The 22,716-nt window shown below is 41.6% G+C and carries 20 protein-coding genes; all 20 read right to left on the reverse strand.

What is annotated here, in order from left to right:
* Nucleotides 1–111: 111 nt before the first annotated feature.
* The 20 genes from dapA to ACIQXH_RS08860 all read right to left on the reverse strand — a co-directional run bounded on the left by dapA (nucleotide 112) and on the right by ACIQXH_RS08860 (nucleotide 22,605).
* Nucleotides 112–981 carry a 4-hydroxy-tetrahydrodipicolinate synthase gene (gene dapA / locus ACIQXH_RS08765; RefSeq protein WP_402956501.1) on the reverse strand — a complete coding sequence of 290 codons (870 nt, stop codon included), beginning with the start codon at nucleotides 979–981 and terminating at the stop codon, nucleotides 112–114.
* A gap of 43 nt (nucleotides 982–1,024) precedes the next feature.
* Nucleotides 1,025–2,251, reverse strand: coding sequence for an aspartate kinase (dapG, locus tag ACIQXH_RS08770; protein WP_403123137.1), 1,227 nt, complete (start codon nucleotides 2,249–2,251; stop codon nucleotides 1,025–1,027).
* A 94-nt stretch (nucleotides 2,252–2,345) separates the two neighbouring features.
* Nucleotides 2,346–3,401 carry an aspartate-semialdehyde dehydrogenase gene (gene asd, locus ACIQXH_RS08775; RefSeq protein ID WP_402868424.1) on the reverse strand — a complete coding sequence of 352 codons (1,056 nt, stop codon included), beginning with the start codon at nucleotides 3,399–3,401 and terminating at the stop codon, nucleotides 2,346–2,348.
* A 224-nt stretch (nucleotides 3,402–3,625) separates the two neighbouring features.
* On the reverse strand, nucleotides 3,626–4,228 hold the full coding sequence (locus ACIQXH_RS08780) for a dipicolinate synthase subunit B (protein WP_402956346.1): 603 nt from the start codon (nucleotides 4,226–4,228) through the stop codon (nucleotides 3,626–3,628).
* Nucleotides 4,225–5,127, reverse strand: coding sequence for a dipicolinic acid synthetase subunit A (gene dpaA, locus ACIQXH_RS08785; protein WP_402956345.1), 903 nt, complete (start codon nucleotides 5,125–5,127; stop codon nucleotides 4,225–4,227). The genes ACIQXH_RS08780 and dpaA overlap by 4 nt, the downstream gene beginning before the upstream one ends.
* A gap of 195 nt (nucleotides 5,128–5,322) precedes the next feature.
* On the reverse strand, nucleotides 5,323–5,601 hold the full coding sequence (locus tag ACIQXH_RS08790; RefSeq protein ID WP_402868419.1) for a YlmC/YmxH family sporulation protein: 279 nt from the start codon (nucleotides 5,599–5,601) through the stop codon (nucleotides 5,323–5,325).
* Nucleotides 5,602–5,741: 140 nt separating this feature from the next.
* Nucleotides 5,742–6,968 carry a M16 family metallopeptidase gene (locus tag ACIQXH_RS08795; RefSeq protein ID WP_402868417.1) on the reverse strand — a complete coding sequence of 409 codons (1,227 nt, stop codon included), beginning with the start codon at nucleotides 6,966–6,968 and terminating at the stop codon, nucleotides 5,742–5,744.
* 46 nt (nucleotides 6,969–7,014) lie between these two features.
* Entirely contained in the window at nucleotides 7,015–7,974 is a 960-nt protein-coding gene (locus tag ACIQXH_RS08800) for a polysaccharide deacetylase family protein (RefSeq protein WP_402868415.1), read from the reverse strand.
* 158 nt (nucleotides 7,975–8,132) lie between these two features.
* A complete protein-coding gene (gene pnp, locus ACIQXH_RS08805) occupies nucleotides 8,133–10,250 on the reverse strand; it encodes a polyribonucleotide nucleotidyltransferase (RefSeq protein ID WP_402868413.1) in 2,118 nt (705 codons plus the stop codon).
* 323 nt (nucleotides 10,251–10,573) lie between these two features.
* Complete coding sequence (gene rpsO / locus ACIQXH_RS08810; protein ID WP_402868411.1) at nucleotides 10,574–10,843, reverse strand: 30S ribosomal protein S15; 270 nt, start codon at nucleotides 10,841–10,843, stop codon at nucleotides 10,574–10,576.
* 159 nt (nucleotides 10,844–11,002) lie between these two features.
* Entirely contained in the window at nucleotides 11,003–11,953 is a 951-nt protein-coding gene (ribF, locus tag ACIQXH_RS08815; protein ID WP_402868407.1) for a bifunctional riboflavin kinase/FAD synthetase, read from the reverse strand.
* A 34-nt stretch (nucleotides 11,954–11,987) separates the two neighbouring features.
* Nucleotides 11,988–12,908, reverse strand: a complete 921-nt coding sequence (gene truB, locus ACIQXH_RS08820; RefSeq protein WP_402868405.1) for a tRNA pseudouridine(55) synthase TruB — start codon at nucleotides 12,906–12,908, stop codon at nucleotides 11,988–11,990.
* A 93-nt stretch (nucleotides 12,909–13,001) separates the two neighbouring features.
* On the reverse strand, nucleotides 13,002–13,370 hold the full coding sequence (gene rbfA / locus ACIQXH_RS08825) for a 30S ribosome-binding factor RbfA (RefSeq protein ID WP_402868404.1): 369 nt from the start codon (nucleotides 13,368–13,370) through the stop codon (nucleotides 13,002–13,004).
* A gap of 17 nt (nucleotides 13,371–13,387) precedes the next feature.
* Nucleotides 13,388–13,669 (reverse strand): DUF503 domain-containing protein, encoded by a 282-nt coding sequence (locus tag ACIQXH_RS08830; RefSeq protein WP_402868403.1) that lies wholly within the window; start codon nucleotides 13,667–13,669, stop codon nucleotides 13,388–13,390.
* A complete protein-coding gene (gene infB, locus ACIQXH_RS08835; RefSeq protein WP_402868401.1) occupies nucleotides 13,666–15,825 on the reverse strand; it encodes a translation initiation factor IF-2 in 2,160 nt (719 codons plus the stop codon). Before infB ends, ACIQXH_RS08830 begins: the two co-directional genes overlap by 4 nt.
* Nucleotides 15,826–15,844: 19 nt before the next feature.
* Nucleotides 15,845–16,150: a YlxQ family RNA-binding protein gene (locus ACIQXH_RS08840; RefSeq protein ID WP_402868399.1), complete on the reverse strand. Its 306-nt coding sequence runs from the start codon at nucleotides 16,148–16,150 to the stop codon at nucleotides 15,845–15,847.
* 4 nt (nucleotides 16,151–16,154) lie between these two features.
* The gene (rnpM, locus tag ACIQXH_RS08845) at nucleotides 16,155–16,430 is read right to left on the reverse strand and encodes an RNase P modulator RnpM (protein ID WP_402868398.1); all 276 of its coding nucleotides are present in this window, start codon (nucleotides 16,428–16,430) and stop codon (nucleotides 16,155–16,157) included.
* Between the two features lie 17 nt (nucleotides 16,431–16,447).
* On the reverse strand, nucleotides 16,448–17,578 hold the full coding sequence (nusA, locus tag ACIQXH_RS08850) for a transcription termination factor NusA (protein WP_402868396.1): 1,131 nt from the start codon (nucleotides 17,576–17,578) through the stop codon (nucleotides 16,448–16,450).
* A gap of 40 nt (nucleotides 17,579–17,618) precedes the next feature.
* Nucleotides 17,619–18,092 (reverse strand): ribosome maturation factor RimP, encoded by a 474-nt coding sequence (rimP, locus tag ACIQXH_RS08855; protein WP_402868394.1) that lies wholly within the window; start codon nucleotides 18,090–18,092, stop codon nucleotides 17,619–17,621.
* A 193-nt stretch (nucleotides 18,093–18,285) separates the two neighbouring features.
* Nucleotides 18,286–22,605 (reverse strand): PolC-type DNA polymerase III, encoded by a 4,320-nt coding sequence (locus tag ACIQXH_RS08860; RefSeq protein WP_402868392.1) that lies wholly within the window; start codon nucleotides 22,603–22,605, stop codon nucleotides 18,286–18,288.
* Nucleotides 22,606–22,716: the final 111 nt, after the last annotated feature.

The raw sequence follows: 22,716 nt of genomic DNA on the forward strand, positions 1-22,716 counted from the left end.
AAGCCTTTATCCTATAACTGGAAAGAAAATAATACGGGAATCCCAAAACTAATCATTCTCTATGTAAAAACAAGCCAATCATTAAACGATCAGCTTGTTTGGTGATTATTTTTATTTATTTAAGACGGATATGAGCGTTAAGCGCTCTTTTTCAGTCAATGGTACAATTGGTAACCTGACTGAGCCTACATCTATGCCACGAATTTGAAGAGCCGTTTTGACAGGCGCAGGGCTTGGTGCTGCAAATAAGCCTTTTATGAGCGGGAGTAGCTCCTGATGAAGTCTCGCCGCTTCCGTTAAGTTCCCAGTGACGAAAGCTTCAACAATTTGCTGCATTTCATTCCCGGCTACATGGGAAGCAACCGATACGACCCCAACCCCACCGATTGCTAGTACAGGAAGGGTTAAAGCATCATCGCCACTATATAAAGCGAAATCTTCATCCGTTTCGGCAATGATTTGGGTCATGGCGTTTAAATCGCCGCTCGCCTCTTTCACAGCCACGATATTCGGTATTTCCGCAAGGCGAATAATGGTCTCCGGTTCAATATTGACCGAAGCACGTCCCGGAATGTTATAAACCATGACCGGCAATGTCGTACTTTCGGCAATCGCTTTAAAATGTTGGTATAGGCCTTCTTGATTCGTTTTACTATAATAAGGAGCTACCAACATGATTGCGTCGGCGCCATTCTTTTCTGCTTTTTTAGTCAGCTCAATGGAAGCATATGTGTTATTGCTCCCAGTTCCCATGATGATTGGCACCCGTTTTTCTACAACCTTGGTGACATGGCGAAGCAAGGCTATCTTCTCTTCCGAGGATAATGTCGGCGATTCCCCTGTTGTACCCGCAAGTACAAGCGAATCCGTTCCGTTCGATAATAAGTAATTGACTAATTTAGTTGTTTTTTGAAAATCAACGTTTCCCTTGCTATCGAAAGGGGTGACCATTGCGGTTGATACTCTACCAAATATCATTATTTAACACCTCTTTAATTTTTAAAACCTCTATATAGATTATAGATTATTCTGCTTCTATTTCATGTAAATGGAATGCATCATGAAGTGAATTTACAGCCTTGATTAAATCTTCTTCCTTCACTAGAACCCAAATAGTCGTATGGCTATCCGCGGATTGTAGAATCGAGATTTCATTTTCCGATAATGCTGTGACAATTTTTGATGCAACCCCAGGTACTCCGTTGATGCCTGCGCCCACGACTGATACCTTCGCACAATTCCGCTCAACGAGAGGCTCATGTCCCATTCCTGTAAGAATGGAAAGTGCAAGTTCGGTCATCTCTTCCGTGACCGTATACACGACACCATGCGGAGAAATATTGATAAAGTCTACGGAAATAGATGCATTTGCCATCGCTTTAAACACTTCTGCCTGTAAATTATATTGTCCTTTTTTTGCATTCACCTTAATTTGGGTAATTTTCGAAACATGAGCGATTCCTGTAACGAGTCTTTCCCTGATATCACTACCTTGGCTTCCTTTATTGACGCTGGTAACCAGGGTTCCCAACCCTTCACTGTATGTCGAACGGATCCGGATTGGTACTTTCGACTGCATAGCAATTTCGACCGCACGGGGATGGATGACTTTAGCGCCTTGATATGCCATATTGCATACCTCAGTATAAGAAACGATCGATAATGGGCGGGCATGCTCCGCAATCCGTGGATCAGCGGTCATGATGCCTTCGACATCCGTGAAAATATCAATGCGGTCAGCCTGTAAAGCCGCTCCCAATGCAGCAGCCGAAGTGTCACTTCCACCTCGTCCAATAGTTGTCATGTCCCCATTTTTAGCGGCCCCTTGGAAGCCTGCGACCACGACGACATCCTTCAATTCAAGTTCTTTCAGAAGACGGTCACATTTCATTTCAATGATTTTCGCACTCGAAAATTCATAATTCGTCTGGAACCCTGCTTGAGCACCTGTGTATGCAGTAGCCTCGATTCCATGTTCCAATAACATATTCGTAAATACGACAGAAGAGATCGTTTCCCCTACCGACATTAGTAAATCCTGTTCCCGCTTGGAGAGGCGGGCGTTGGAACCATTCACTAAAGAAAGTAACGTATCCGTCGCATATGGATCGCCCTTCCTACCCATGGCAGAAACAACGACCACCACTTTGTAGCCTTCTTTAATTGCCCTTTCGATATGATTCTTGGCATGGGCCCGGCTCTCTTCGTCCCGGACTGATGTCCCACCGAATTTCTGGACGATTATTTTCACTATTCTCACCCCAAATATAAGCCAGCTCCCCCGTTAAGGAAGCTGACCTAACTCTCTATCATGTTGACAAGGCTTAGCTGCTTGAGTTTTTACCTTACTTAACAGTCACTAACCCTAATTTTAAAAGGCTTTCAGCTATTTGGACAGAATTCCATGCTGCCCCTTTTAATAGGTTATCGGAAACTATCCATAAATGGAAGCCTTTATCTTCATCTAAATCTTTACGGATCCGGCCAACGAATACGTCATTCTTGCCGACAGATGATGCAGGCGTTGGATAAACCTGTTGTTCTGGCTCATCTTCTAATACGACTCCCGGTGCCGTTTTCATCAAATTCTTGATCTCAGACGCAGAAATGCCTTCTTTTTCGACTTCGATGTATACGGATTCCGAATGCCCCGTTACAACGGGAAGCCTTACGCAAGTTGCCGCTACAGGTAGCTCTTCCATATGCATGATTTTCTTTGTTTCATTAATCATTTTCATTTCTTCAAACGTGAATCCATTATCTTGGAACCTATCGATTTGTGGAATGACATTGAAAGCAATTTGATAATGCTTGGCATCCCCTTTTACCGGCAAGATTTTTGGTTCGATTTCTTTTTCATCCAGAAGATCACGAGCCTGATCCTTTAGTTCGTTTATCGCAGCGACTCCAGCTCCAGATACTGCCTGGTATGTTGAAACGACTACCTTTGATAAACCAAACTCTTGACGGATTGGTTCCAATGCAACAACCATCTGGATTGTTGAGCAATTCGGGTTGGCAATGATTCCGTTATGCTGTTTCAAGTCCTCTTCATTTACTTCCGGTACAACAAGCGGAACATTTTCATCCATGCGGAACGCGCTTGTATTATCTACTACTATCGCTCCTCTTTTTACTGCTTCAGGAGCCAATTCCTTAGACACACTTCCTCCTGCACTGAAAAGAGCGATATCTATGCCTTCAAAGCTTTCAGGTTTTGCTTCCTGAACTTCGATTTCTTCGCCTTTAAATGACAATTTAGTCCCTGCAGAACGAGCCGATGATAAAAAGATGATTTTCTTAATCGGTAGATCCCGTTGTTCAAGTGTTGAAATCATTTGTTGTCCTACTGCTCCAGTCGCTCCTACTACTGCAATATGCAATCCCTGTGTCCCGGTCATTTGTCCATACTCCTTTTCTATCTCTAAAAGTTGGTTTATAATTTGTCTATTCATTTCTACTTGCTCAGAATATCATATATTTTAACACATTAACATTCGAAAGAACGCACTTTAACAAAATATTCTGGTAGTATAGATTGTTTTTGGTTCTTAACGATAATTCCACCTGGTTGCAAAGCATGAACAAATGACATTTCCTGGATTTAGGCATTGTGGAACGACAATTAGATTACATCATCTTTGAACCTTTCAATAATCACTGGCTGTATTTGTTCTCCTTCTATTGCCGCCACGATGGTATCCCGAATCAAACTCATTCTCGCCACCATCGAGCTCGGTTTGCCTACCGGATTATCTTGGCCGTATGGAACAAAATAGATATCCTTTGCAGCCATCAGCCTCATTAAATTTACACCATTCAAACCAAGGGCATCGTTGGTTGAAATCGCAACCACAACTGGACGGTGATTTCTCATCGTCGCTTTTGCAGCCATAAGTACAGGCGAATCTGTAAGGGCATTTGCCATCTTACTCATCGAATTCCCGGTCAACGGAGCAATGACCATGCAGTCTAGCGGCAATTTAGGTCCTAATGGCTCTGCTTTGACGATTGTATCAACGGCTTCATTTCCCGTCAATTTTTCTATACGTGCAACCCAGTCCTCCCCATTTCCAAAGCGTGTTTCCGTATTTTGAACAGTGGATGTCACAATCGGAATGACTTCTGCCCCTTCATTTATAAGTTTTTCTATCTCGGGAAACACACTATCGTATGTGCAATGCGATCCTGTCAATCCAAAACCGATCCGTTTACCTTTCAGACTCATAATTTTTTCCCCTTTCTTTTCAAGAATTCCCCTTGGATCAAGACCCCAAGTGCATTCGCCAAAATTTGACCGGCAGTTTTCGGGGCCACTATCCCCGGTAGGCTTGGCGCCAATAACGCTTTAATTCCCCTTTTTTCCGCAAAACGAAAATCCGTCCCCCCAGGCTTTGAAGCAAGGTCAATAATCAAAGTATGAACGGGCATGTTTGCAAGAACGTCTGCTGTAATGATGGGAAAAGGGATGGTATTAATGCAAATATCAACATTTTTCATTTCGGACGCAAGATCATTTAGATGAAAAGGGATTATCGCCATTTCAGTAATTCTCGCAATATCTTCGCTTTTCCTCGCCCCTACCTTCACTTTGGCTCCAAGTGCTTGAAATGATCGTGCCACACTCATCCCAACCCTTCCTAGGCCTAGAACGGCAACATCCGATCCATGGATGGTAAAATCCGTGTGTTGAATAGCCATCATGATTGCGCCCTCTACGGTGGGAATCGAATTGTATATCGCTACATCGTCTCGTTCAAATAAGAGTACGAGTTTACGATCCGCTTCCTTGAATAGTCGATCGAGGTAATCATTACTGATTCCTGAATAAAATACACAATCCTTTGGCGTGTCATTTATCATGGACTCGGTCAAGAAAACATCTTCACTGGAGAAGATGGTTTCCACTTTACCGGTTGAATCAGTCCCTCGTACAGGCAGGATAACTGCATCCAGTTCCGTAAAATTTATATCTTCTAATTTCTCCTTAACCGCACCTGTAAACGCATGGTCAAGCTGTTCAAACCCTACTAAAAACAGCTTCGCATCTAGCTCAGTCAGTTTACGAACAACTTCAAGCTGACGCGCATCCCCACCGATTACAGCGATTTGCATGTCTGTGAGCATTAAATCGTCACCTTCTTTTTAAAAATCCAACCCACTCCTCGCCCAAGATCAACTCTTGAAGGCGTTTTGTTATCCGATATTCATTCAGTCTCCATCCATCTTATGTACTGAAATAAAGAACGGTGATTAGAAAAGTAAAAACGCCTATAGCTATTACCAGCTAAGGCGCTCATTAGTCTTTTCTCATTTTCATTCCTATCCATCCATATGTTCTCCGTCTTCCACCGAATGAGCTTCAAGTTCTTCCCTAAAATCGATGATAAGCATATCCGTTCCCACTTTTTTAATGTGATTCCATGGTACCCTGATCTCACTTCCATTTCTGAAAAGCCCAAACCATTTTACTGAAGGAATGACCAAAGTGGTAATTTGTCCAGTTTCGTCAAATTCCAAATCCGTTTGTCCCAGGACACCTAATCGTTCTGCCCTGTTCACATCGACTATCTCTTTTCCACTTAATTCACTCAGCCTCAAATCCGAATCCCCCTTTTTTTCTCCTTAATTCCATCTATATCCGAAATCAAGAGAACTTAGAAGGCATTTATTAAAATAGTCGTCCCCTTCCTTCCAAAAAAAAACCTGCCCTCCTAAACAGAAGAACAGGTCGTAGATATTTATTTATCCCAATTTTCCAAAGGGCTCACCAACGATAAAGAGTGTTCTGTGAAGATACGGTTTGCTAGTTCATTGACACTATCTTCCGTAACTTCATCAATCTTGACTATGATATCATCCAGTGAACGATGCTCACCTAGCATTAGCTCATTTTTGCCATTACGGCTCATTCGGCTGTTTGTGCTCTCAAGGCTTAGCATTAAGCTACCTTTTAGCTGTTCCTTACTATTTCGCAATTCTTTTTCTGTGATTCCGTCTCTTTTCAGCGTAGCAAGCGTCTCCTGGATCGTATCATACAAGCTGTCAAGCTGGCTTGTGCCTGTCCCACCATAAATGGTCACTAAACCCGTATCCTGGTAGCTTGAATGGTAAGAATATACCGAGTAGGCCAGCCCACGTTGCTCACGGACCTCTTGGAATAGACGGCTACTCATGCTACCTCCAAGGATATTATTCAATGTGACTAGACTATAGGTTTTATCATTTCCGATTTCCAAACCTTTGAAACCGAGGCATAGGTGTGCTTGTTCAGTCTCTTTTTTACGAGTGATTCTATTTTCATGGAATGAAGGCTTCACCAATTCAAGACGCTCTTCCCCACCTTGATAGGAACCAAAGTAACTTTCCACTTCCTGAATCAACTTCTCGTCCACATTTCCAGCAATCGAGATGACGACTTTATCAGGCGTATACATATCATGAACATATTTCTTAAGTGTTTCACTATTGAATGTTTCCAACGTACTTTCCGTACCAAGGATTGGATAGCCAAGAGGATGATTTTCATAGACAGCCTTGCTCAAAAGGTCATGGACGATATCATCGGGTGTATCTTCATACATTTTGATTTCTTCATAGACAACATTTTTTTCTTTTTTCAATTCTTCCTCATCAAATGTAGAGTTGAAGAACATATCAGCAAGAATTTCAAGAGCATAGCTTGCATGGTTATCCATTACTTTAGCATAGTAGCATGTATACTCTTTTGAAGTAAATGCATTCACTTGGCCGCCAATGCTGTCAAACGACTCGGCGATTTCACGCGCGTTCCTCGTTGTCGTCCCTTTGAAAAACATATGCTCAAGAAAATGGGATACACCATTCAGTTCCGGTGTTTCATTCCGCGAACCGGTCTTGATCCAAACTCCAATTGCCGCTGAACGCACTGTTGGAATATTTTCCAATACTATTCTTACTCCATTTTGACACGTGTATTTCTTAATCAACTAACATTCCTCCCAATCATTCTATGCTGCTATCGTAACCAAAGCCTTACGGATTCAAACGTTCCTCACTAACTGCTTCCGAAACCTTAACAACTTCCAGGTCTTTCTTTTCTATATTAATAATTAACGTCTCCAAGGATTTGGCTGTAGATTCTGTCGGATGCATTAAAATAAAAGCTCCAGGGTGAACTTTAGAAAGGACCCTTTGTTGAAGGACCTCGGGGCTGGGTTTTTGCCAGTCAATCGTATCCACACTCCACATCACGGTCCCCATTCCTAAAGAACTCGCAATTTTGACCGTTTCGTCTCGATAACTCCCACTTGGAGGGGCGAACCAATTCATCTTCACGCCCGTCACAGCTTCCACCACTTCATTCGTCTTGGTGATTTCCTCCCGTGTTGCCTGTGAGGAAATGGTTTGCATATTAGGATGCGAGTATGAATGATTGCCTATTTCATGACCACCATCCACAATCATTTTTGCGAATTCCGGATTATTTTTCGTCCATTTCCCTTCTAGAAAAAACGTCGCCTTTACATTATGCTTCTTCAACACAGCCAACATATCTTGTAGGTATTCATTTCCCCAAGCCACATTGATTAAAAATGATACAACCTGCTTTTCCGGATGTGCCCGGTAAATGGGTGCAGGCTCAAGATCTTTTAAATGGACTTTTGGGGGAACTTGTTCATACACAAGCTTATCCTTATCGAATTTATCCTCCTTCTTCATTGCTTTATACGAAGCCTGGATATTGACCGTAAGGCCATTATACCCAGGAACGGTCTTCCAAACCGAATCTATTCGTGCATCTTGGGGTGCAATCTCATATTTTTGGGCTGATCCTTTTATCTCGGTAAGCAGTTCATCTTCCTGCTTCATGGTAGCCACTGATTGATTCGTTAACTGGGTCAAATAAACTTGTGTATATGGATTTTGCACTAATAACCATGATATACCTGCAATGGCACTTATCGCAACTATCTGCTTCCATTTATTATTCATTTTTTACGCCCCCTTCATACAGAAATGTATGAAGAAAATGGACAAGGTAGAACATGACAACTTTCAATTGCTGAAATGCTTATAAATAAGGGGGCCTTTTCAAACAAAAAAAGCATGCAGGTTCATAAAGAGAACCGCATGCCGTATATTCTTTTTTCTTATGATTGAGAAGGATTAGCTGCTTCTTTTTGTTCTTTAAGTACAGCTTTACGAGAAAGGTTAACCCTACCTTGTTTGTCAATCTCAGTGACCTTTACTAATAGCTCATCGCCAAGTGAAACGACATCTTCCACTTTGCCGACTCTTTCTTCAGCCAATTCCGAAATATGGACCAAACCATCTTTACCATTGAAAATCTCCACGAAGCAACCGAATTTTTCAATGCGTTTAACTTTACCTAAGTATAGTTCGCCCACAACGACTTCACGAACGATGTCTTCAATGATTTTTTTAGCTTTTTCGATCATCGGTTCGTCCGTTGAAGAAATGAATACCGTACCATCTTGTTCGATATCGATTTTCACGCCGGTCTCTTCAATGATTTTATTGATATGTTTACCACTAGGTCCGATAACATCGCGGATTTTGTCCGGATTAATGGTCATTGTAACGATTTTAGGCGCATATTTGGACAATTTTTCACGCGGTTGATTGATTGTAGCAATCATCGATTCCAAGATATGCATGCGGCCTTTTTTAGCTTGAAGCAATGCTTCTTCAAGAATTTCTCTTGAAAGACCATCAATTTTGATATCCATTTGAAGAGCGGTAACACCTTTAGATGTTCCAGCCACTTTAAAGTCCATATCGCCAAGGTGATCTTCCATGCCTTGAATATCAGTCAGGATCGTATAATGCTCACCTGTTTTTACAAGACCCATTGCGATACCTGCAACCGGTGCTTTCAATGGAACACCCGCGTCCATCATAGCTAGCGTACTAGCACAGATACTTGCTTGAGATGTTGATCCATTAGATTCAAGTACTTCAGATACAAGTCTGATTGTATAAGGGAAGTCTTTATCATTTGGAATGACTGGTTCTAATGCTCTTTCACCAAGTGCACCGTGACCGATTTCACGACGTCCTGCCCCGCGGATCGGACCTGTTTCCCCAACACTGAAATGTGGGAAGTTATAATGATGCATAAAGCGTTTTGACTCTTCTGTTCCAAGCCCGTCCAAAATTTGTACATCTCCTAGTGCTCCCAGTGTACAAATGGATAGTGCTTGTGTTTGTCCGCGTGTGAACAATCCAGAGCCGTGGGTACGTGGTAAAATCGTAACTTCAGATGACAATGGTCTGATTTCATCAGGATTACGGCCATCCGGACGTACTTTTTCTTCCGTGATTAAACGGCGGACTTCTGATTTAACCAGTTTATTTAAAATTTCTTTAATTTGTTTTAGTTTTTCTTCATCAGTTTCTTCTTCGTATTTAGCCAACACATCATCTTTAACCTCTTTGATGGCGGCTTCACGTGCATGTTTTTCCTGAACTTGTACAGCTTTGTTAAGTTCCGCCTCACATAGGCCTTTCACTTCTGCTTCAAGTTCTTCATCCACTTTATACAAAGTGATTTGTAGCTTTTCCTTGCCAATTTCAGCAACGATTTTTTCTTGGAATGCAATGACCTTCTTGATTTCATCATGTCCAAACATGATGGCTTCAAGCATTGTTTCTTCAGGCACTTCATTCGCTCCAGCTTCAACCATGTTGATAGCGTCCTTTGTTCCAGCAACCGTTAAGTTGATATCACTTTTCGCAAGTTGGTCAACAGTAGGGTTTATGATGAATTCATTATTGATTCTTCCTACTACTACGCCCGCGATTGGTCCTTCAAACGGAATGTCAGAAACTGAAAGTGCAAGGGAAGAACCTAGCATTGCTGCCATTTCTGTAGAACAATCTTGATCAACACTCATGACCATGCTGATGATTTGAACGTCGTTCCTGAAACCATCCGCAAATAGTGGACGAATTGGACGGTCAATTAGACGGCTTGCCAAAATAGCTCTTTCACTCGGTCTACCCTCACGTTTAATGAAGCCCCCTGGAATTTTACCGACTGCATACAGTCTTTCTTCGTAGTTGACTGTCAACGGGAAGAAGTCGACGTTTCTAGGTTCTTTAGAAGCAGTTGCTGTACTTAAGACAGCTGTTTCGCCATAACGGACTAAAACGGCTCCGTTCGCTTGTTTGGCCAACTGACCGATTTCTACCGTTACATTACGGCCGGCCCAGTCAAATGAATACGTATGTTTTCCCTGTCCCATTTATTAAACCCCTCTCTGAATCTTCGCTATTAGAGGCTTAGTTTACCTAAACCTTTATTAAAATAAATCATTATATGTGAAAGTAATTGAACTCAAGTTATAACCAAACTATCACTATTATGCACGAAAAAAACAAGTGTTAACAGTAATATGACTAAATATTTATTCATTCAATTATGTATATATCTTAATCATTTATGAGTAGAAAAAAACTCGGCGGCTGCCGAGTCCAAAGGACGATGGCTTAGCCTAAAAATTGATAGCGTCCAAATCATTTGAATAACATCAAAAAAGCGGGAAATTTCCCGCTTTTTTTAAAAAAATTATCTACGTAGACCTAATGTGTTAATTAGTGTACGGTAACGAGTAACGTCTTTATTACGTAGGTAAGTTAAAAGATTACGACGTTTACCTACCATTTTAAGAAGACCGCGACGAGAATGGTGATCTTTTTTGTGTGTGCGTAAGTGACCGTTCAAGTTGTTGATTTCTTCTGTTAGTACTGCGATTTGAACTTCTGGAGATCCAGTGTCAGTATCGTGAGTTCTGAACTCAGCGATAAGTTCGTTTTTGCGTTCTTGTGTAATAGCCATGTTATTATTCCTCCTAAAATTCTGTAAAATCACCTATTACCGAGCCAGCGTCGGAGTCTCGACTAGCCAAGCAATGGTTATTTTCATACATACAATAGAATACATGTTTTCCGTCAAAATTGCAAGCCTTGTCTTCTATCCTTTTGGTTTCTTACAATGTTACCCGTTCAATTCGGCAAAATATGCTTGCGTATTTTGCTTGTCAATTTCAATCTGGTTGACTAACTCTTCAAGTCCCGAGAATTTGCGCTCGCTTCTCAACCTAATATGCCACTCGACTGACACCTGTTCTCCATAGATATCTCCTGTAAAACCTAATGCATGAACTTCTACGCTAGGATATTCGGGTTTTTCTTCATGGAATGTCGGCTTATACCCTACATTGCACACCCCATCATACCAGGATCCACTTATTTTAATCCTGACTGCATATACGCCAGGTGCGGGGAATATGTAATCATCACTCACTTCAATATTCGCGGTCGGGAATCCTAACTTTCTCCCCCGCTTTTCTCCATGGACTACATGTCCCTTTGTTACATAGCGACGACCCGCTAAATGATAGAAGTCAGAAAAATCACCATTGCTGAGCGTCTCCCTGATTCTTGTGGAACTTACCTTTCCGTCCTCGAATGTCTGCTTTGCAACGACGGTTTGACCAAATCTTCCCTTAGCATAGGCAGGTAGATCATCCATCGATCCATTACCATAGCGGCCATAAGAATAATCAAAACCTGCTACAACGTGACGGACATTCAGACCCACTATGTAATCATCCACAAACTCCTCAGGTAGCATCGAAGCGAATTCCTTACTGAAGTTGACGACAAATAGGTAATCGATTTCCATCGTTTCTATGATTTTTATCTTATCTTCCAGTGGTGTAATATAACGAATGTTTCCCACTTTCTTCCCTAATACAGCGGAAGGATGTGGATCAAATGTCATGACTGCTGACATAAGATTCATTTCATGAGCCTTTTGCTTAGCGGTTTGGATGACAGTTTGATGTCCTTTATGGATGCCATCAAAAAAACCAAGTGCCATGACAAGCTCAGGGAAGTCATCCGGTTTAAATTGATGAGGATGCTCTAATGCAATCACTTTCACCTTTCAATCTCCTCTTTCCGACGGCAAAAACGGTCTATGATTCTTGTGCGAAAACTTTGACAGGTTTAATTAACCCTTCTTTTGTGGGATGTATTTGATAAATGGCAATCGCCTTATCAGTGGGATCCATCATGACAAATGGTTGCCCCTTTTCAAAAACAACATCCTCCGTTTGTTCCAATACCGCACCGTTAAGTACTTTCTTTGCTACTTTATCATTAATCTGGAATTTCGGCAAATGTAACAATCCACGTTCTAATGGCAACAGAAAATCTCCTGTCTTTTCTGATTCCATGAATTCTTCCACCTCAGCGAACGTGAAACAATCCTCAAGCGTAAAGCCAGCCGCTTCAATCCGGACCAAGTCCGACATATGTGCCGGGTATCCCAATCTTTCGCCCATCATCACCGCTAATGTCCGAATATAGGTTCCTTTGCTACACTTGACACGAAACCGGAAGGAAATGGTTTCACCTTTGAATTCTGAACGATCATCCAGTAAAGTAATATCATGAATAGTTACTTCCCGTGTTGGACGTTCCACTTCTATCCCAGCCCGAGCATATTCATATAGCTTTTTGCCATTTACCTTGACAGCTGAGAACATTGGCGGAGTTTGTTCAATTTTTCCTGTTAGGGATTTCAATACCTCAAGGATTTGTGAACGTTGAAATGTTTCGGTTACCTTTTGTTCCGCCACTTTTTCTCCAGTCGCATCTTCGGTAGCCGTTGAAAAACCAAGCGTCACTTCCCCTTCATACGCTTTACCTGCTTCTGTTAAGTATTCGGCAATTTTCGTTGCCCTGCCGATACATATCGGTAAAACACCGGTGACTTCAGGATCTAAAGTGCCCGTATGTCCGACTTTTTTCGTTTTTAAAATCTTCCTTAATTTAAAAACACAATCATGGGATGTCATTCCCTTTGGTTTCCATAATGGGAGTATGCCGTCCATTCCTTCACCTCATTAATCTTGTCATTTCAAAAAAAAGAGGCCGAGCCAAGAAGTGCAAAGCACTTATTGAGTCAGCCTCCATTTACTGCTTGCTTATTCTTCGTCTTTTACTGAAGGTTTTTCCTCTTTTTTGATTTGAGAAATTAATGATTCGATACGGTTACCATAATCGACGGATTCATCAAATTCAAAAAACAACTCCGGAGTTTTACGCAAGCGAATTCTTTGCCCAATTTCTGAACGCATGAATCCTTTTGCCTTTTCAAGACCCTGCAAAGTTTTTTCCCGTTGTTCCTGGTCTCCCAAGACAGAGATATAAACTGTTGCTTGTTGTAAATCGCCTGTCACTTCAACATCCGTTACTGTGACGAATCCGATTCTTGGATCTTTAATTTTGCGGCCGATGATTTCACTCAGCTCTTTTTTCATTTGTTCGCCCACACGATTTGCTCGAAGGCTCATAATATCACCTCGCTAGCTTATAGCCAGTCTATATCTGTTATTGTGCGCTCAATTTCCGGAAATGAATCTAGAAATTTAAGGGCATTTTGAAGTTCCCTCTCAGTAGCTTTCCTTGAGGATGAAACGGTTACGATAGAAATCTTAGTACGCTGCCAAAGATCCTGGAAATCCGTTTCCGCTACCGAGACATTAAGCTTCTGCTTAAGCCGTGTCATGACACGTTGCAACACAGCTCGTTTTTCTTTCAAAGAATGGGTGTCATAGATTATGCACTCACATTGGACGGATCCAACGATCATTTACGCTCGATCTCTTCCATTATATAAGCCTCAATTACATCGCCCTCTTTAAGGTCATTGTAATTTTTAATGGTAATACCACATTCATAATTTGTTGCCACTTCTTTAACGTCATCTTTAAAACGTTTCAATGCGTCAATTTCACCTTCGTAAATGACAACACCTTCACGAATTAAGCGAATTCCGCTGTCACGCGTAAGTTTTCCTTCGGTAACATATGAACCAGCAATTGTACCAACTTTAGATACTTTGAAAGTTGTACGAACTTCAGCTTGACCAATGATTTTTTCTTCGAACTCAGGATCAAGCATCCCTTTCATAGCCGATTCAATCTCTTCAATTGCTTTGTATATGATACGGTGAAGGCGAACATCAACTTGTTCTGATTCAGCGGCACGCTTCGCATTCGCATCTGGACGAACATTAAAACCAATTACGATTGCATTAGAAGCGGTAGCAAGGATGATATCAGACTCTGTGATAGCACCGACGCCGATATGAATGATTTTTACTTTAGCGCCTTCTACTTCTATTTTATTCAGGGAAGCGGCTACTGCTTCAGCAGAACCTTGAACATCCGCTTTTAAGATGATGTTCAATTCCTTAATTTCCCCTTCTTTCATTTGTTCAAACAATGTATCAAGTGTTACACGTGATTTTTCATTACGTTGTGAAGCAAGTTGTCTCTGTGCACGTACTTCCCCAACTTGGCGGGCTGTTTTCTCATCTTCAAAGACGATGAAACGGTCGCCTGCTTGTGGAACTTCATTCAATCCAGTGATTTCAACCGGTGTTGATGGACCTGCATCCTTAACACGACGTCCAAGATCACTGACCATGGCACGTACACGGCCGAAAGTGTTACCGATAACGATTGGGTCTCCGACTTTCAAAGTACCGTTTTGGACTAGTAACGTCGCTACAGAGCCACGGCCTTTATCCAAACGTGCTTCTATAACCGTTCCGTTCGCTTTACGGGTTGGATTGGCTTTATATTCTTCTACTTCACTAACTAGTAGAATCATTTCCAGCAAGTTATCAATTCCTTCGCCCGTTTTGGCAGAAATAGGTACGAAGATCGTATCTCCACCCCATGCTTCAGAAACTAAACCATGCTCTGTTAATTCTTGCATGACGCGGTCAGGATTAGCTGCTTCTTTATCCATTTTATTAACAGCAACAATGATTGGAACATCCGCTGCTTTAGCATGGTTAATCGCTTCAATTGTTTGCGGCATTACACCGTCATCCGCTGCTACAACAAGAATCGTAATATCCGTGATTAAAGCTCCACGAGCACGCATTGTTGTAAACGCAGCATGTCCTGGTGTATCAAGGAATGTGATTTTCTTGTCATTGACTTTGACTTGGTAAGCACCGATATGTTGAGTGATTCCGCCCGCTTCGCCTTCTGTTACTTTCGTATGGCGAATAGAATCAAGCAATGTCGTTTTACCATGATCGACGTGACCCATGATAGTTACGACTGCTGGACGTTCGATTAAATCTTCAGAAGCATCTTCAGTCACTAATGACTCAAGATCTGTCAAGTCAACACGAATCTCTTCTTCAGCCAATACTCCGTACTCAGTACAGATTAATTCGATAGCATCTTTATCCAACGTTTGGTTGATTGTAGCCATGACTCCAAGCATGAAAAGCTTCTTAATGATTTCAGAAGGTTCACGGTGAAGTTTCTTACCAAGTTCCATGACAGTCAAAGACTCATAAAACGTAATTTTTTCTGGAAGTTCTCTTTCCTTACGTTTTGTAACTGGTGCCTGCGGCGCCGATTGTCTTTGTTTGTTATTCTTATTACGGTTATTTCTTCCCCTGCTAAACTGTCCTGATGGTTTTTTAGTGCCCAACGGTTTAACTGGTGGCTTTTTCTTTAGCTTTTCTTTATTGATCGTGCTTTTCTCATCTGCTTCAGCTTCGTATTTCGCAACCGTTGCATTTGCTTTTGGTTCAGCAGCTGCTTGGGTTGGTTCTTCGCTTTTTGGTTTAAGAGAATCGTTTAATTTGTTTACAGTTGAATCGTCTAATGCTGTCATATGGTTTGTTACCTCTATATTCATTTCTTTAAGTTTATTTATTACGTCTTTACTTGAAACGTTTTTCTGTTTTGCATATTCATATACACGCAATTTTGTCATACGTTCACCCCCGGTAAATTTAATCGAGCAGCATTCGGAGTTTTTGTGCAAAACCTTCATCAAGAACTGCGACGGCAACTCTAGCATCTTTGCCAATAGCATGGCCGAGCATAGATCTGTCTTCAACTCTTTTTAAAGGAACCTGATAAAATGCGCACTTATCAGAGATTTTTTTCTCAGTGTTTTTTGAAGCGTCCGCGGCTAAAATAACAACTTTGGCATTACCGCTTCTAATCTCTTTAACCACTAATTCTTCACCCGAAATTAGCTTGCGTGCTCGATTGGCCAAACCTAATAGAGACATCCATTGTTGTTGTTGGGTCATGGTGTTAGTCTTGCTCCTTATCCACTAATTCAAGCAATTGTTCATAAAGGGAAGAATCAATTTGAGTACTAAGGTGATTTGCCAGCACATTTTTCTTTTTGGCCAGCTCGATAATATTCCGATCAAGGGTCAAATAAGCTCCCCTTCCCGATTTTTTTCCGGTCGGATCAAGGCTGACTTCCCCTTCTTTAGATCGAACGATACGAATGAGTTCTTTCTTTGGCTTCATAACGCCAGTGGCAACACATTTACGCATCGGGATTTTTTTTCGGCTATTCATCTATTTTCACCTCTACCTTACTCGTTATCCTCTTCGAATTCTTCATCCTCTTCATTCACATAACTATCCCGGCTTAATAAGAACTCCTGTTCTTCAACAGGGTAAATACCAGCTTCGCGGGCTTCCGTTTCACTCTTGATATCAATTTTCCAGCCAGTCAGTTTGGCTGCTAAGCGTGCGTTTTGTCCACGCTTACCAATTGCTAGTGAAAGTTGGTAGTCAGGAACAATGACCGTCGTCGCTTTGTCTTCTTCTTTAACGATTACTTCAAGCACTTTTGAAGGACTTAAAGCATTCGCAACAAAGATAACAGGATTTTCTGACCATTTAACGATATCGATCTTCTCACCTTTTAATTCATTGACGATAGCCTGGACACGCTGTCCTTTTTGGCCAACACATGAACCAACTGGATCGACTTCCTCATTATCTGAGTGTACAGAAATTTTTGAGCGGTCGCCTGCTTCTCTGGCAACTGATTTGATTTCTACAGTTCCATCAAAAATCTCAGGCACTTCTATCTCAAACAAACGTTTTAAAAGACCTGGATGAGAACGGGATACAAAAATTTGTGGCCCTTTCGAAGTCTTTTCAACTTTTGTAATGAAAACCTTGATGCGGTCGTGAGGTTTATACTGTTCATTTGGCATCTGTTCATTGACAGGAAGCAATGCTTCAATTTTCCCCAAACTCACATAGATGAAACGTGAATCCTGGCGTTGCACGATACCTGTCATGATATCCTCTTCACGGTCTATGAATTCTGCGTAAATGATACCACGTTCAGCTTCACGCACTCTTTGTGTTACGACCTGCTTGGCTGTTTGTGCAGCAATACGGCCGAAATCCTTAGGCGTAACTTCCATTTCCACAATATCTTCCAACTGGTAGTTTGGATCTATTGCTCTTGCTTCTTCAACGGAAATTTCCAGACGTGAATCGAATACTTCCTCGACTACATCTTTTCTGGCAAATACTCGCATGGTGCCTTTGCCTAAATTCAAGTCGATACGTACATTTTGTGCTTGGTTAAAGTTACGGCGATATGCCGATATAAGTGCAGCCTCAATCGCGTCGATCAAAACTTCTCTCGAAATTCCTTTATCATGTTCTAAAATATAGAGAGCATCCAATAACTCATTGCTCATGGTGATCCCCCTTACGGATATTTAATTAATAATTGCTTGATTAAGAGAAGGTAATGGCAAGTCTTGCTTTCGCCACTTTTTCAAATGGAATGACGACTATTTTCTTTCTAGTCTTGATTTTGATTTCAAGCGTCACTTCATTCCCATCATAATTGGTCATGATTCCTTCGAATTCTTTTTCATTTAAAATGGGCTCGTATGTTTTTATGTAAACATTTTTACCGATAGCATTAAGGAAATCCTTCTCTTTTTTTAGAGGCCTTTCCGCTCCGGGAGATGAAACTTCGAGAAAATAAATTTGTGGAATTGGATCGACTTCATCAAGCTTTTCACTGAGCTTTTCACTCGTTTTCCCGCAATCTTCAAGATCTACGCCTGTCTCTTTATCAATGTACACTCGAAGGAACCAGTTCTTGCCTTCCTTCACATACTCCACTTCAACTAATTCAAGCTGCAATTCTTCAAGAATTGGTAGAGCTAATTCTTCTACAACTTCCGTTACCTTTTTACTCATTTGTTTCCTCCATACGTGCGTTGTGTGCGCTTGGTTTCGGATTCAAAATTAAATGGTCAATACAACACGAAAGAGTGGGTTTCCCCACTCTTGCCATTGGTTCCTCTTAGTATTTCCAATAAAAATATACCATAATCAAGATATTTTTGCAAATATCATGTCTGTTTCTTCCTTTTCATAGACAGTTCCACACTTAAAATAAGGAAAGCTGATTTTGTTCTGGAAGAGCCTCGAGACAGCCTTGTTTATCAAGGTATTCAAGAATTGTCTTGGATACTTTCCCACGTTGTTGCAAATCTTCCTTGGAGAGAAACTCTCCGTTTTTGCGCGCATTGACAATATTGATCGCCGCATTCGTACCAAGACCTGGAATCGAATTGAAAGGTGGAATTAACGTGTTACCCTCAATGATGAATTGGTCTGCACTCGATTTATACAAGTCTACCTTGGCGAAAGAGTATCCACGCTCACACATTTCCAACGCTAGCTCAAGTACCGTCAGTGTGTTTTTCTCTTTCGTGGAAGCATCCAACCCTTTTACATTTATTTCATCCATCTTGGTCTTGATTGCTTGTGACCCACGTGTCATGGCATCTATTTCGAAGTCATCGGCACGAACCGTGAAATATGCTGCATAATACAATAATGGCAAATGCACTTTGAAATAGGCAATCCGAACCGCCATCAACACATATGCGGCAGCATGTGCTTTCGGGAACATATATTTAATCTTCTTACAGGAATCTATATACCATTCCGGCACTTGATTCTTACGCATTTCCTCTTCGAATTCCTCAGACAAGCCTTTCCCTTTACGTACGGATTCCATGATTTTAAAAGCAAGGGAAGGGTCTAGTCCCTGATAAATGAGATAAACCATAATATCATCCCGGCAACCGATTACTTCGCTAAGTGTACAGATTTTATTATGAATCAGTTCTTGTGCATTGCTCAGCCATACATCAGTACCGTGGGATAAACCAGAAATCTGGACAAGCTCGGAAAATGTCGTCGGTTTAGTGTCCTCAAGCATTTGTCGAACAAAACGCGTTCCAAATTCAGGTATGCCGAGTGTCCCGGTTTTACACATGATTTGATCTTCAGTCACACCTAACGACTCCGTACTGCTGAATATCTTCATTACCTCTGGATCATCTGTCGGAATCGTTTTTGGGTCAATACCACTTAAATCCTGAAGCATCCTGATCACTGTCGGATCATCATGACCAAGTATATCCAGTTTCAAAATATTATCGTGAATGGAGTGGAAATCAAAGTGAGTCGTTTTCCACTCTGAGTTTCTGTCATCCGCAGGGAACTGTATTGGTGAGAAATCATAGATATCCATGTAATCCGGGACAACGATGATTCCCCCTGGATGCTGTCCAGTTGTCCGTTTAACACCCGTACATCCCGCGACAAGTCGATCTGTTTCTGCACCACGCATGTGGATATTATTGTCGGCTGAATAGCCTTTAACATATCCGTATGCCGTCTTTTCAGCCACCGTACCGATTGTACCGGCACGATAAACATAATCTTCTCCAAATAGGACCTTCGTATAATCATGGGCTTTCGGCTGATATTCACCAGAGAAGTTCAAGTCAATATCGGGGACCTTATCCCCTTTAAATCCAAGGAACGTTTCAAATGGAATATCATGACCGTCTTTCGTATAGGCAATGCCACAATCCGGGCAATCTTTATCAGGCAAGTCAAACCCTGAGCCTACTGACCCATCATTAAAGAATTCCGATTTCTTACATACTGGGCACACATAATGTGGCGGCAGCGGGTTCACTTCCGTAATTTCTGTCATCGTCGCAACGAATGACGATCCGACCGAACCCCGGGAACCAACGAGATAGCCATCATTCAATGATTTTTTAACCAGTTTATGAGAAATTAAATAGATAACGGCGAATCCATGGCCGATAATACTTTTTAGTTCCTTTTCAAGACGGGCCTCAACGATTTCCGGTAGATTCTCTCCATATATCTTTCTAGCCATTCCATAACTCATTGCACGCATTTCTTCTTCTGCACCCTCGATTTTAGGTGTATATAGATCGTCCTTGATTGGCTTGATGTTTTCTATCATATCTGCAATTTTATTCGTATTTGTGACTACGACTTCTTTTGCCTTCTCGGCACCAAGGAAGGAAAAATCCCTTAACATCTCATCCGTTGTACGGAAATGGACATCTGGTAGCTTATGTCGATTCAGCATATTCGCCCCACCTTGTGAATTCACAAGGATTTTACGGTATATCTTGTCATTCGGGTCCAAATAATGCACATTTCCTGTCGCTACAACAGGTTTATTAAGCTTTTCTCCGAGCTTGACAATGTTTGAAATAATCGTCTCTAACGACTTTTCATCACGGACAAATTCAAGCTCTATCAAATGTTGATAAACATCCTTTGGATGGATTTCAAGATAATCGTAAAACTCGGCTATTTCGACAACATCCTCAAAACCCTTTTGCATCATCCCTTCGAAGACTTCCCCTTTATCACATCCAGAACCAACGAGAATTCCTTCACGATATTTTTTTAGTTGAGAACGCGGAATCCGCGGAACTCTGTAAAAATAATTAATATGGGATAATGAAATCAATTTAAAGAGATTTTTCAAGCCTTCCTGTGTTTGTGCAATCAAAGTACAATGAGATGGTCGAGAACGCTGATATGCATTTCCGTTTCCCATATTGTCATTTAATTGATCATGATGGGTAATGCCTCTCGCTATCGTTTCCTTCAACATCTTCAACATCAGGTACCCCGTAGCCTCAGCATCGTATATGGCCCTATGATGTTGAGTCAAATCAATATCGAGCTTTTTACACAATGTGTTCAACCGGTGATTTTTGAACTCGGGATATAAAAATCTCCCTAATTCCAGCGTATCCAATACGGGATTGGTTGCTTTTGGATACCCAATATTTTTGTAGCCCATGTTCAAAAAGCCCATATCAAAACTTGCATTATGCGCAACAAGGATGGCATCTCCCGCCCATTCCTTGAACTTTTCCAATACGTCTGAAACTTCCGGTGCATCCACCAGCATATCATCTGTGATATGAGTCAAGTCGATGATCGTATTGGATAACGGTCGATGTGGGTTAGCGAATGATTCAAATTTATCAATGATGTCTCCATCATGAATTTTCACGGCTGCTAATTCAATGATCGTATCATAAACGGCAGACAAACCAGTCGTCTCGACATCGAAAACGATATAGGTGGCATCGGAAAGCGGTATATGTGCTTCATTATAGGCGATTGGCACACCGTCGTTCACGAGATTCACTTCGACACCATACAAAATCTTGATGTCATGTTTTTGGCCGGCGCCGTAGGCCTCTGGGAAAGATTGAGCCCCTGCATGATCGGTGATGGCTACGGCCTTATGACCCCACTTCGCGGCTTGGGCAACAAGGGCGGATGTCGGCGTCACTGCATCCATTTGGCTCATCGGTGTGTGCATATGAAGCTCGACGCGTTTTTCACCCTCAGGAGCCTTATCCTGCCGTCCCTGCTTAGAGATCTCATTAATATCGTTTGCAATCATAACTAGATCGCGAACAAACGTATCATTTTGAATGCTACCTTGGGCACGTACCCACATTCCTTTTTTAACACGGGCTAGGATGGCAGCATCCTCTTTGTCACGTGAAAACATTTTAACTAAAATAGAGCTTGTATAATCCGTAACTTTAAACGTCAATAGACTACGTCCGCTCCGGAGCTCACGGACTTCCGCGTCAAACACGAAACCTTCAATCGCTATCCTGCGCTCTTCATCAATAATTTGCTCTATGCTACGGAAATCGGCATCTTCTTTAATGGTGTACCCGATTTTAACCGGGCCTTCGTAAACACCCTCGTCTCCTTTTTCCGATTCTTTCTTCTGCATCTCTAGTAACGCGGCAAGTCCCTTTTCCTCATCTTCCTTTTGCTTCTCTGCTAAAAACTTCTTGTAATCAGTTTCCGAAACATTTTCGTTCACTTCTGCTTCAAGAGTTAATGGAGGGAAACCATACGTTTGATAAATATTCGAAATGAGACCGGAGTATTTCTGTTTTAACTGTCCAGCTTCCGCACCATTACGTGCATTGACCACGAGCTTATACCCTGTCACTTTGGGTTCTTGCTCATTTAAGAGTGATAAAAGTGCTGGCGATATGCCTTGTAGTTCACTTATGCAATTTTTCCAGTATTCTTTGACCAATTCCTCCGTCACTATCGGATTGGCAACATTCATGGTGAATGTAACCTTGGCAATATGGGCAAAAGTACTAGTTAAATGATTTGAAAATCTTGTATGAACACTGCATGGAATTAACGCAGGTATATTAAAGGCAAAATGCCATTTTTGGGACTCTCTCTCTATGGAAAGTTTATCAATTTCGGCACCGATGAAAAAATTCACAAAGGCATCCTCAGTCAAGCCCAATTGCTGGAGCAAGAGTTGAAATCTCTCTCTACCGCTGTTTGGATTTTGATCCATTTCCTCTCTCCCCTTTATCTACTATCTAAAGATATTATTCATCAGTTTCATTCTAATAACAGTGGTTATTATAACATACTAGATGCAGTTCACGGACATCTAATTATAGGG

It is taken from the genome of Peribacillus sp. NPDC097225 (assembly GCF_044761955.1).
Lineage (GTDB): Bacteria > Bacillota > Bacilli > Bacillales > DSM-1321 > Peribacillus.